The 12,550-nt window shown below is 38.7% G+C and carries 10 protein-coding genes; 8 read left to right on the top strand and 2 right to left on the bottom strand.

What is annotated here, in order from left to right:
• Positions 1 to 115 precede the first annotated feature (115 nt).
• Both Q4489_RS14275 and Q4489_RS14280 read left to right on the top strand, forming a co-directional pair.
• The gene (locus Q4489_RS14275; protein ID WP_303481444.1) at positions 116 to 1,897 is read left to right on the top strand and encodes an acyl-CoA dehydrogenase C-terminal domain-containing protein; all 1,782 of its coding nucleotides are present in this window, start codon (positions 116 to 118) and stop codon (positions 1,895 to 1,897) included.
• Between the two features lie 130 nt (positions 1,898 to 2,027).
• Complete coding sequence (locus Q4489_RS14280; RefSeq protein ID WP_303481445.1) at positions 2,028 to 2,600, top strand: glutathione S-transferase family protein; 573 nt, start codon at positions 2,028 to 2,030, stop codon at positions 2,598 to 2,600.
• Between the two features lie 34 nt (positions 2,601 to 2,634).
• Here the strand turns inward: Q4489_RS14280 and Q4489_RS14285 are convergent, their stop codons facing one another.
• On the bottom strand, positions 2,635 to 3,390 hold the full coding sequence (locus Q4489_RS14285; protein WP_303481446.1) for a MipA/OmpV family protein: 756 nt from the start codon (positions 3,388 to 3,390) through the stop codon (positions 2,635 to 2,637).
• Positions 3,391 to 3,630: 240 nt separating this feature from the next.
• On the opposite strand from Q4489_RS14285, the gene Q4489_RS14290 reads away from it, so the two are divergent.
• From Q4489_RS14290 to Q4489_RS14300, 3 genes are read left to right on the top strand one after another with little or no spacing between them, the layout of a single operon-like run.
• Complete coding sequence (locus Q4489_RS14290; RefSeq protein WP_303481447.1) at positions 3,631 to 4,344, top strand: 1-acylglycerol-3-phosphate O-acyltransferase; 714 nt, start codon at positions 3,631 to 3,633, stop codon at positions 4,342 to 4,344.
• The gene (gene rraB / locus Q4489_RS14295; protein ID WP_303481448.1) at positions 4,341 to 4,691 is read left to right on the top strand and encodes a ribonuclease E inhibitor RraB; all 351 of its coding nucleotides are present in this window, start codon (positions 4,341 to 4,343) and stop codon (positions 4,689 to 4,691) included. Before Q4489_RS14290 ends, rraB begins: the two co-directional genes overlap by 4 nt.
• Positions 4,692 to 4,712: 21 nt before the next feature.
• Positions 4,713 to 4,871 (top strand): hypothetical protein, encoded by a 159-nt coding sequence (locus Q4489_RS14300; RefSeq protein WP_175573055.1) that lies wholly within the window; start codon positions 4,713 to 4,715, stop codon positions 4,869 to 4,871.
• A gap of 33 nt (positions 4,872 to 4,904) precedes the next feature.
• Here the strand turns inward: Q4489_RS14300 and Q4489_RS14305 are convergent, their stop codons facing one another.
• Positions 4,905 to 5,921 carry a LacI family DNA-binding transcriptional regulator gene (locus Q4489_RS14305; RefSeq protein WP_303481449.1) on the bottom strand — a complete coding sequence of 339 codons (1,017 nt, stop codon included), beginning with the start codon at positions 5,919 to 5,921 and terminating at the stop codon, positions 4,905 to 4,907.
• 816 nt (positions 5,922 to 6,737) lie between these two features.
• On the opposite strand from Q4489_RS14305, the gene Q4489_RS14310 reads away from it, so the two are divergent.
• From Q4489_RS14310 to Q4489_RS14320, 3 genes are all read left to right on the top strand, one after another.
• Positions 6,738 to 9,866: a TonB-dependent receptor gene (locus Q4489_RS14310; protein ID WP_303481451.1), complete on the top strand. Its 3,129-nt coding sequence runs from the start codon at positions 6,738 to 6,740 to the stop codon at positions 9,864 to 9,866.
• 202 nt (positions 9,867 to 10,068) lie between these two features.
• A complete protein-coding gene (locus Q4489_RS14315; RefSeq protein ID WP_303481453.1) occupies positions 10,069 to 11,595 on the top strand; it encodes a tryptophan halogenase family protein in 1,527 nt (508 codons plus the stop codon).
• A 460-nt stretch (positions 11,596 to 12,055) separates the two neighbouring features.
• Positions 12,056 to 12,550: hypothetical protein (locus Q4489_RS14320; RefSeq protein WP_303481454.1), on the top strand; the 495-nt coding region annotated here is incomplete at its 3' end.

Consider the following 12,550-nt stretch of genomic DNA (forward strand, 5'->3'; position numbering starts at 1 on the left):
TTAAGCAAGCTAACGCAATTCGACAAGTTATTTGCATTGCTATGCTTTACATTCTCAATAGTTTCGTTATATTCAAACGAGTGTTTGAATTAATTGTTTGAAATGAGGTTGCCGTATGGCTGAATATCACGCACCGCTAAAAGATATGAATTACTTATTATGGGATGTGTTTGCCGTTGATAAGGTTTGGTCAACATTACCTAAGCTAGCTGAGCATGTTGATAAAGAAACATCTCAAGCTATTTTATCTGAATGTGGGAAAATTGCTGAGCAAGTAATTGCACCAATTTCACGAGAGGGAGATGAAGTAGGCGTTAGCTTTGACAGTGGCAAAGTGACAACCGCCCCAGGATATAAAGAAGCGTTTCAAACTTATGTTGAAGGTGGCTGGAGTGCTTTAGGTGGTGATGTTGAATACGGCGGCATGGGCATGCCTAAGGCAATCACATCATTACATGAAGAAATGCTTTGTTCAGCAGATATTTCTTTTTCACTTTATCCGGGCTTGACTGCCGGTGCTGCACTTTCTTTGGCTAAACATGGTAGCGATGAGTTAAAAGAACGTTATTTAACGAGGCTATATGCAGGCGATTGGACTGCATCAATGTGTTTAACCGAAGCACATGCTGGTACTGATTTAGGCATGATCAGAACGAAAGCTGTGCCACAAGCTGATGGCAGTTATAACATTACCGGTAATAAAATTTTCATCACGGCAGGGGAGCATGATCTTACTGATAATATCCTTCATTTAGTGTTGGCAAAATTACCTGATGCACCTGCTGGCCCTAAAGGAATCTCTTTATTTGTGGTACCTAAGTATCAAGTAAATGATGATGAAAGTTTAGGTGAGTTTAATCACGTAAGCTGTGGCTCAATAGAGCATAAAATGGGAATACATGCCTCAGCTACTTGTGTAATTAATTTTGATGGTGCCACTGGTTTTTTAGTAGGTGAAGTTAATAAAGGGCTTGCTTGCATGTTCACCATGATGAATTTTGAACGCATTGGTGTTGGTATACAGGGCTTAGGTGCAAGTGTTCGATCTTATCAAAACGCTTTAGAATATGCCAAAGACCGTTTACAGAGTCGTTCACTTTCCGGAGCTAAAACTCCAGATAAACCTGCTGACTCTATTATGGTTCATGGCGATGTACGTCGTATGTTACTTAACATGAAAGCGCTTAATGAAGGTTCACGGGCGTTATCTCTTTATATTGCTAATCAACTTGATATCGCAACTTACGGTGAAGGTGAAGCGCAAAAGTCAGCAGAAGCCATCGCTGCATTGATGACACCAGTTGCTAAAGCCTTTTTTACTGACATTGGGTTTGATAATACCGTAGCAGGTCAACAGATATTCGGTGGTCATGGCTATATACGTGAATGGGGACAAGAGCAACTTGTGCGGGATACGCGTATAGCGCAAATTTATGAAGGAACAAACGGCATTCAAGCTATGGATTTACTGGCGCGAAAAGTGGCAGCTAGTAAAGGAGAATTGTTAACAGGTTTACTCACCGAAATTAAACAATTTATGGCGAATACTTCCAACAGTCAAATGGACGAATTTGTTAAACCATTAGCAGACGCTGTAGCTGACTTAGAACAAACGACTGAATTTGTTTTATCTCAAGCACATCACGATCCTGAAATATTAGGCACAGCAGCCAATGATTACTTACATCTTGTTGGCTATACTGCCATGGCTTTTGTCTGGTGTAAGATGGCTGAAGTGAGTTTCAATAACGAAGCAGAAGACCCTAGTTTTCATCAAAGTAAGCTACATACTGCTCGATACTATTTTGCTCGTTTATTACCAAGAAGGCTGTCGTTAATCGAAACGATCAAAGCCGGTTCATCACCAATGTTTGATATGCCCGATGAATTGTTTTAAATATTGAATGCAAATCATTGATATAAACCCGCTTAAATGCGGGTTTATTATTTGGCGCATACAGGAATAATGATTAGTATAGTTGCTCACTCAGTATGTTATCAGCAGAAAATGAATGAAAGGACAACAAATGAAATTATTAGGATCAACTACATCACCCTTTGTAAGAAGGTTACGTGTTTATTTAACCGATAAAGAATACGAATTTATCAATTTAGATATTTTTGCGGAACAAGATAGAGCGCTACTAACGACAAATAATCCAACGAAGAAAATACCAGCACTGATTGATGGTGAGCTCTGTATCTACGATTCTCGAGTGATCTACCGGTATTTGGCCAATAAATTTTCTGAAGATAGCTTGTCTTGGCAGCAGGAAAATCTATTAACTTTAATTGATTCGGTTAATGATTCGTTGGTTTCTATGTTGCTGTTAAAGCGTTCTAACATTGATACCGCACAAGACGCTTTATTTTTTAACTTACAACGAGAACGAACGGAATCTGTTTTGACTACCTTAGATAAAGCAGTCGCTGAAGGTCAATTTAACAACTGGCATTACCCGGCTATCTGTTTATGGTGCTTGCTTGACTGGGTTGATTTCAGAGAATTAGCCGAATGGCGGAGCTATACTCATCTTGTGCAATTTTTCGAACAAAATAGCACACGCGCTATATTAGCAAAAACAGATCCCAGAGTTTGAACCCTATTACGATATCGTTGAACAGGGAAACAAATTAAAATGAATAACGAGTACTAATAAGTGCCATTTGCGTATTATTGTGTTTTATCAACGGGCTGCTTGAAAGCGTATCGTCTAAATTAGTGGCGCTTAGCATTCCAAGTAGCTGCCAATCTTTAGAAATTGAATAGGTTGTCACAATACCTAAAGTGTAGTTCTTCGCTCTTGATGTAGCGTTAGCTGTGTTTAAAAATAGGTATTCTGGCGCACCAAAATAATGTCTAATTTGGTTTTCGCCTAAAGACTCTATTTGAGCGGTCAAAGCAACATTTAAGTTTTCATAAGAGGCAATGTTATAAGCCCCCTGTAAAAAGATCGCCGTTGAGTCGGCTGATATTGACTGTTGATTGATAATCGTTGTTTCTGCGCTAAAACGGCCATGTGTATAGGCAGCATTTACACCATGTTTGGTTTCATGAAGTTGAAAGTTATGTTCAATATCGCCTGCGTTTATGTACGAATTGTTAATGTGGTCAAACCAATAATTACCAGCTTGTCTTTTTTGAGCGTTCCAAGCTAGCGTTCTCGGACGAATTTGTTGATGTACTTGCTGGTTTTCAAGCGGTGGAAGTAACCCTAGCGATTCAGCACTATGCGTTGCTAAGCCATGTGGAATATCAAGCGCATCTCGTCCCCACTGTTTTGAAAACTGTGTTACCGTTTGCTTTTTTTTAATTGTGTCTTGACTAACGTTATTGTTAGCAACTGCAGTAACGCTTAGTAACATAGTGACTAAAAGTATTAGTTTCATTGACGACCCTTGTGTATCGGTGGCGTAAAATTTTGATTCGAAATACAGCAATTATTTTTACTACGCTACATTCTTAACTATAGCGTGAGTGATTAAAAAAGTGAGTTTTTTGAAACTAAATCTTTTCAAAATTTAATTAACGTTCTGTTTTTATGAGTAAAAAATATCGCATTTTTTTCGTTAACAATTTCGAATCTGGTTGATGTATAATTGCCGCAAGTTTCGTTATGAGAATGACAGTTGTTAGCATTTATTCGTATTATTTTACTCGCCATTGCGATTGTAGTTATTGCCTCTTTATCGATATTAATGTGTTTGTTCAGACCTTTTCATCGTAATAATGTTTATCGCACCGCCCAATGGATGGCGAAAGTTGCTTATATCGTGGGTGTGAAAATTGAGGTGAGGGTACCTGCATCAATATCACCTAACTGCTCTTATGTATATATAGGTAACCATCAAAATAGCTATGATCTTTTCACCATTAGCAAAGCAGTATTACCTAATACGGTCAGTGTGGGTAAGAAAAGCTTAGTTTGGATCCCTTTTTTCGGCCAAATGTATTGGTTAACAGGTAATATACTGATTGATAGAAACAATAAAAATAAAGCGTCAAATACGATTACAGCAACGGTAGCAAAAATAAAGCGTAAAGGTATTTCTGTGTGGCTTTTTCCAGAAGGCACAAGAAGCTACGGCAGAGGAATTCTTCCTTTTAAAACAGGAGCATTTAGAACTGCCCTGCAAGCAGGTTCAGCAATTGTGCCTTGTGTGTGTAGTAATTCTAGTGAGATCCGACTTAATCGTTGGAATAACGGCAAACTGATTATCCAGTACATGGATCCTATTCCGACAGTAGGGTTAACCATTGAAGATATAAGAAAGCTAGCAAATCAAACACGTGAACAAATGACGATTAAATTTGAACAACTTTCCCAAGAGGCTAACGCATGAATGACCAAGCACTAAATGAATTATACGAACACACAGAGTCTCTTGTTGAAGCGCTTCTCTCTGATGGTTCGAATGAAGAGGTTCACCACACGATTGAACATCACTTTTCCAGTGCTAGCTTTGAGCAACTTGAAAAAGCTGCGATCGCTGCATTTAAGTTAGGACTAGAGGTAGAAGAACCTGAAGAAGCTGAGTTGGAAAGTGGTGAAAAAGTCTTTGCTTTTGATATTGTAACAGAACAACCTCTTGAAATAGATATCTTAAAAGATGAAACAAAGTTCATGTTTGAGTTGGCGAAACAGAATGAAGTTGATTATGATGGTTGGGGAACATACTTCGAAGAATAATAAATTAAAAGGTATCCACTCATGGACTGGCTAGATAAAATACTCCGAGCAGACGTATTAGCGTTATTAATCCCTATTTTTGCAATTGTAGGTGCGTTTAGTGTTGCGGCATTAAAAGCACATCATCGTCATCAAGAACGAATTGAAAAAATTAAACAAGGTATTGACCCCGATAGCTAACAACAGGGGCATACTGGTCAGGTCAATCGTTGTTTAGGTTACGTTTGACGTAGAGTCTCTTACAATAAGTTGCGGTGTGTAGTGGGTGACAATTGATTTAGCCTGTTGCTTTCTTGATTTGGCAATTAATAATTTTGCTGCATCTTCCGCAATTTTAGGATTAGGCTGATGAGCCGTGGTGAGTCTTGGCCAGGTTTGTCGGGAAAACGGACTGTTTTCAAAGCCGGCTATCGATAATTGTTCAGGAATATTGATTCCGAGTAAACGAGCTGCAAATAATGCCCCTGCCGCGATTTCATCATTACAGCAAAAAATAGCACTAGGTTTATTTTTCTCTGCCATTAATTGTTTAGCGCCTTGAACACCCGACTCAAAAGAATACTCACCATTGACAATAAGTTGCGTATCCAATTCGATATCGTTATCTTTTAATGCTTTTTTATAACCCCTTAAACGCTCCACAGTAGACATATGCTCAGCTTCACCGGCAATAAAAGCAATATTTTTATGACCAAGATCTACTAAATGTTGTGTAATACTTAATGCGGCTTCATGGTCATTTACCATTATGCATGGCGCTATATCGTCAGGAGCAATATCTCCAGACATGATGCGAACTACCTCTATATCGAGGGTAAGAATATGTTCAACAAATTCTGGCATTTCTGAAAAAGGAGGCGTTAGCACTAAACCTGCGATGCGCGAGTGCTTGATCATATCAGTAATTTCTTCAATGAGGTTTTCAGATTTTGCTCGGCAAGGGTGAATTAACAACTCAAATCCTTGTTTCTTACAGGCTTCTAAAATACCGTTTTGCATATCTATAACATAGTACGCGTTCGGGTTATCATAAATAAATGCAATGCTATATGATTTTGTTCCAGCAAGGTTACGGGCGGCTAAATTAGGTTGATAATTTAGTGATTTTACTGCAGTCATTACCTTTTCGCGTGTAGGTTGACGTACAGAAGGCTCGTTATTTATCACTCGAGATACTGTTTTTATTGATACACCTGCCGCTTTAGCAACGTCAGTGATTGTTGTTTTCATCTAAAATACAGCCTTGTTTGTAATAGTTATAATTAATCGCGTAAATTGCAGATGCGTAAGAATATGTATTTATACTGTATGCAGCAAGTTTTTATTCATAAGTTTTATCAACAGCAATAATTCATTAATACGTCTGAGCCTGACAGCGTTGTCATTATTTGGTTAAACAACCTACATCAATCTTTAAAATAAGTGAATGCGTATTGTAAAGTCAAGGTCGAAATTTATACAGGCTGCAATGAGTAAACCGATTAATTTGGTGACATATAGCGATAGTTATGCGTCTATGACATATACGCTACTAATGACTGCTGATCTTTCGAGTTTAAATGTTGTTCAAACTAAACGTGAAAGTTCAACAGGCCCTAATGTATCCGTTGCTTTGATTATTAACAAAACTCGAGACAAATTTTAATCAATGAGCAAAACACCTGTGTGTCATTCATTAAAAGTAATGAATATTAACGTACTATTAACATTAACTGGTTTAAAAAGCGCTTTACTATGCATAAAAGCGTATTTTTATTCATTAATATCTTATAACTAAGCGATAAAGTGTAAAAAACTAACTAAAATTGTTTGTTTTTTAATTAATACTTAAAAATAATTTAAACTTAAATTTCATATTAAACAATAGCTTAGTTCTAATTATTGTTTAATATCATGATCAAGTATAGCCACGGTTGAAATTTTTGTGTATGGTTTTACGTAACCTATGACAACGCTGTCATCAAAACAAAAGACAGCGCTGTCTTTAACAAGGTTAGATAAACATAACTAAACATATTTATAAAAAACGTGTGTAAGGGAAAGTCGATGTCATCTAAAACATTTAAAAAAGGCGTGTTAGCGAGTTCAATCGCTATGGTTCTTGCTGGTGGTGCTGCGCCATTAGCAATGGCTGAGCAAGGCGCTAATCAAGACGTAGAAGTAATTGAAGTGACGGGTATCCGTGGCTCAACAAAAGCAAGTATAAACGGTAAGCGTTTCGCTGATTCGCAAGTAGACGGTATTGCCGCAGAAGATATTGGTAAATTACCTGATGTAACTATTACTGATTCACTACAGCGTATTTCAGGTGTACAGGTTGAGCGTACCGCTGGTGAAGGTGGACCAGTTCAAATTCGTGGCCTACCTCAAATTGACACCACTATGAATGGCGAATCATTCTTATCAGCAACCACTATTGATAGTTCAGGTGCTGATTTAGGTGATTTACCTGCACAGTTGTTCTCGGGAGTTGATGTATATAAATCAGCTACTTCAGATAATGTGGCTCAAGGTATTGCTGGTGCAATCGATCTAAAAACGCGTCGTCCGTTTGATATGGATGACGGTTGGACATTTGCTGCAGGCGCTGAAGCAACGCGTGGCTCTATTACCAAAGAAACTGATCCTACGTTACACGGTTTAGCTTCATACAACGATGGTAAGTTTGGTTTCTTAATTTCTGCAGTTCATACTGACTTAACGTTGGCAACGGACTACAACGGTCACAATGATACCTCTGAAAACGGCGGTGTAGGCTGGACCGGTGGTAACGGCGGTGCAGATTGGACTAACGGCGGCTCTGTGGTTTCAGGTGTTAACACAATGGTACCGCACGGTTTTACTGCATTTAGTAAAACAGAAGAGCGTGAACGTAAAGCATTGCAAGTATCAGCTCAACTTGATTTAGGTGAAGGTTTTACCTTAACGTCTGATTATTTTTACACTAATCAAGACCGCTTTAACTCTCGTTCTGGTTTCAACCATAACTCTCGCTGGCAAGGTAATGCAGGCTATGCTTTTGCAACGAATGGTACCGGCGATACATGGACGGATGTAAATGGCAACCCATGGGAAGCTGTTGATGCCTTTAGAATGCTACCTAACCGTATGCAAACGTTCACTCAAGTGAATATTAATGAAGAGAAGTCTCATAACTTTAACCTTCAATTAGATTACGATAATGGTGGTGCTTTAACCGGTCAAGTGCGTGCTACTTCAGCGCGTGCGACAGCTAAAATGCGTCACGGCTATGGTGAAGGCGATATCATGAGTGTTGATACTGGTGCTGTAGTATTAGGCCCTGGTGGTTTTACATCTGCTCAATATTGTAATGATGATAATAATATCATTGGTGATGACGGCGGTTGTTTTGGTCAGTACTCTCAAGGTATCGAGCAAAATGATTTTTATATCACTCATGACGCTTCAGGTGCGCATCCAACGTTTGGTGGTTTTGACCAAGTTGTTCAGGGTGGTAAAGGCCCTAGGTCAGTTGCTGATTATATGGCGGATATGGATTCATACCACATTGGTGCATTTTCATCAGAAGGTAACACTGATGATACTGGTGAGATGCAGACTATTAGTACGAAGTGGAACTATGCGTTAGAAGATAACGATGTTATCACCAGTGTTGATTTTGGTGTTCGTTATAGTAAGCGTACTATTGACCATGACCAATTTACTTATACATCTGATTTTGGTAATGGCTGTGATATTGCACAATGGAAAGCAGTTGACCAAAATTATAATGGTGACGTTGACCCAGTGACGGGCGGTGCAAGTGATAATCCTTGTTACGGTTTAGAGGGTACAGGTGAGTGGTTAACTGAAGATGCTGTTGATATTAATGGCAATCCTGTTATGCGTCCTGGTGATGCAGATGGTGACGGTGAAGTAAGTAGCGGTGAAGTCGTACAGCGTATGTCTGGTGAGTGGATGCCATATTCATTACTACCACCGACACGTTTAGACCAACATACAACCGTATCTTGGCAAGATAACTTTGGTAGTGTTCAAGGTATTCCAGGTATTTGGGTGATTGACCCAAGTAACTTCCGTGACCCACGTCAATTCCATTTAGATACCTTTGGTAATGTTGCACGTACCGAAAACGGTGGTTCGACTTACGATGTAGGTTTAGATGAGCTTTCTTATTTTGTTCAGGTGAACTTTGAATATGAAAACTTGAGCGGTAATATTGGTCTTAAAGTGATTGAAACTGACCTTTACGTGAAACAGAACCTAGTAGGTCCTAACTTACCACATTCAGGTTTAGGTCCAGATATTGGTGATTCTGTTACAGAGCGTACGTATAGAGACGAACTACCGTCAATTAACTTAGCATATCAAGCTGCTGATGATGTGGTATTACGTGCAGCATACTCTGAAAACATGCAGCCGTTGAACATGGCCCAGTGGGGCGCAGGTAAAACCGTTGGTTTAGTGTTCAACGAAGCTTGTAACTGTATGCGTGTTGAAAGGGGTTCTTTGAACGGTAACCCGGCGTTAAACCCATGGCGCTCAGAAAACTGGTCATTATCAGCTGAGTGGTATGCTGGCGAAGCATCAATGTTCTATGTCGCAACATATGGCATTGATATCGCAAGCTTTACAACGGGTGATACCATTATGGTTGATGAGCCAGATTCAGATGGCGTAAGACGTGGTCCACATCCTTTCTCTGCGAACGTTCAAGGCGAAGGTGGTGATGTATCAGGCTTCGAACTTGGTAGTAAAGTCGCATTTAGTGATTTCTTGGGTGAAGATAGTATCCTTGCGAATGTTGGTGTGGATGTAAACTACACTTACAGTGATAGCTCTCGCGAAGACAGAGCCATTGATGGTAGTGAATTACCATTTGAGGGGATGTCAGAAGATACGTATAACGCAGTAGTATGGTATGAAAACGATACGTTCTCAGCACGTTTAGCGTGGAACTCTCGTAGTCCTCGTTTAATTACGACGGGCTCTCCAGGCGCATTATATCAAGATGATTACTCACAATTAGACATCAATGCGACATATAACTTCAGCGATGATATTTCGTTCTATATCAATGGTTCGAACATTACAGAAGAAATTCAACAAACTTATATTCATGTACCGGCTCAAAAAGCCTTCCAAAATGAATATGAAGCACGTTGGACTGTTGGTACACGCGTTAAGTTCTAATCGAACAACTCTGGACTGAATCAAAAACCGTCGCTTATGCGGCGGTTTTTTTATCTATATAATGTAAAACACACTATTACAATATCGAGCTTAATCAAATAAGCGTTAAATGATGTTAATTTATATATGACTGCATGCTAGGGTAGTACTTAGTCATGTAGAAATTTGTAGGACAGTCTGTGCTGTGTAAGTAGGTAATTAGATGAAAGAACAAAAAAAACATGTTAATTCAATTGTTATTGTTGGTGGTGGTACCGCAGGTTGGATGACGGCAGCTGCATTAAGTCATCACTTTACTAAAAAAGACGTTAACATCACATTGGTTGAATCTTCTCAAATTGGTACTATTGGTGTAGGTGAAGCAACAATCCCAACCTTGAGACGCTTCTATGGTAAATTGGGACTGACAGATCTTGATGTATTAAAAGCGACAGCGGCAACATGCAAGTTGGGCATTGAGTTTCAAGACTGGCATAAACTAGATAATTCCTTTATTCATCCTTTTGGTATTTATGGACAAGGCACCAAAGATGTCGACTTTCATCATTATTGGTTGCGTCACAAGCAAACCGATAAAGCATCACCTTTTGCAGACTTTTCTTTAGGCGTTCAGCTCGCTAAAGAGAATAAATTTGCTTTGCCAAGTACTAAACCTGAAAGCCAATTAGAAATTTTCGACTGGGCTTTACATTTTGACGCTGCATTATTTGCGAAACTAATGAGGGAATATTCTGAAAACAATGGAACAAACCTAATTGATGGTAAAATTGTTGATGTGGTTACATGTGAAGAAAGTGGCACGATAAAACAAGTCGTATTAGAAAATAATATGATCGTTGAAGGTGATCTGTTTATTGATTGTTCGGGTTTTAAAGGGTTACTCATTGATAAAGCGTTAAATGTAGGTTACCAAGACTGGAGTGACTGGTTATTTTGTGATCGTGCCGTTGCTGTGCAGAGCGAGTCAACATCAGCGCCTAGTGCACGAACTGTTTCTAAAGCACATCAGGCAGGTTGGCAATGGAAAATTCCTTTACAGCACCGACAGGGAAATGGTCACGTCTATGCGAGTAACTATATTGACGACCAATCAGCACTTGATACGCTAATAGCAAATATTGACGGTAAACTATTGCATGACCCCCGTTCGTTTACCTTTACCCCAGGGCGACGCGAAAAAGCTTGGCATAAAAACTGTGTTGCTATTGGCCTTTCTTCCGGCTTCTTAGAACCTCTTGAATCTACAAGTATTGCCTTGGTTGAAACAGCGATAGAAAAGCTAATTCAATCATTAGATACACTGAACTATAACTCAGATACTGCTGAACAGTTTAACCAAAAGACAGTGTTGGAATATGAACGAGTGCGAGATTTCCTAATTTTACATTACCAATCAACACAACGTACTGATTCGCCATTTTGGCGTGATTGTCAACAAATGAAGTTACCAGAAATGTTACAAGAAAAGGTTGATATTTATAAACAGACTGGCGAAATAAAGCGTTATCCATTTGAGATTTTTGGTAAAGATAGTTGGTTAGCTATTTTTGATGGCTTTGAAATTTATCCGCAGAGCTATAATAAAAAGGCAGATAATATGCCGATAGAGTACTTAAATAAGAGTTTACATTACATGCAACAACGTATAAGCCATTCAGTAAACAACGCTCTATCACACGGAGAATTTTTAAAAAAACACTGTCAATTTGAAGCAATAATAAAATCTTAGTCGTTACTTCTGTAAATAATATGAAAAAGTAGACAATCCAATAAAATCGTTACTATGAGGGAAGGAACTTCCTATTGAATTACTGCAGGGGTTCTTATATAGCCTCAGGTATGTGTTGTTCTAAATTATTATTGTTATTAGGGTTAAGTTGCTTTTTTAGTTTTTCGTATAATTTTTTGTTACTATAATTTCAATATACACAATGTATTGGTTAGTTAATTCAGTCGGTATGACTATGATATTTTTTGTTGTTTAAAAGTTCAATTAGCCTAACTTTACTTCTAGAGTAACCTATAATTCAACCAAGCTATATTATGAAACTTGGAATTTATTTATGTGTATGCTACGTTAGCAATGTCAAATCAATAAATTTTATTTTAATGTGTTAACGCAATGGATTGCGAATGTACTTTATGCGTATCCGAATTGTGACAACAAGAATAATAACAGGTATGCAAACATGTTTTATTATAAATTCATTAAACCCTCGCATTTACTATTTTTTTGTTTACTAACGATGACAGCGCTGTCTTTTGGTGCTAGTGCAGAAATAACAGCAACACCAAACCCGAGTAACGATGGTAATTTCACTCTTTCTTGGGAGGGAGATTGGAATGCACAGAGTTATCAAGTGTATGAAACGGGACCTAATAACTCAAAACGCCAAATTGGATTTAATCTGGGTCAGAGAAGTTTGCCATTAACCGGACGGGCGCCTGGTACTTGGTACTATGAAGTAACTTATGTCATTTCAGGGGCTCCGGTCACGCGTAAAGAAACTGGTAGTGTGACGGTTGTCGCCGCTGCTCCAAGTATACCGAGCAGCCTTTCTGTACCGTCAAGCGATTCAGATGGTGGTTTTACTGTCAGTTGGGGAGCATCGTCAGGTACAGTAACCAAGTATGAGTTATATCGTAATAACTCACTAGTTTATTCAGGAATGAGCAGAAGTCGT

Origin of the sequence: Thalassotalea sp. 1_MG-2023, from assembly GCF_030546745.1 — a bacterium.
Lineage (GTDB): Bacteria > Pseudomonadota > Gammaproteobacteria > Enterobacterales > Alteromonadaceae > Thalassotalea_C.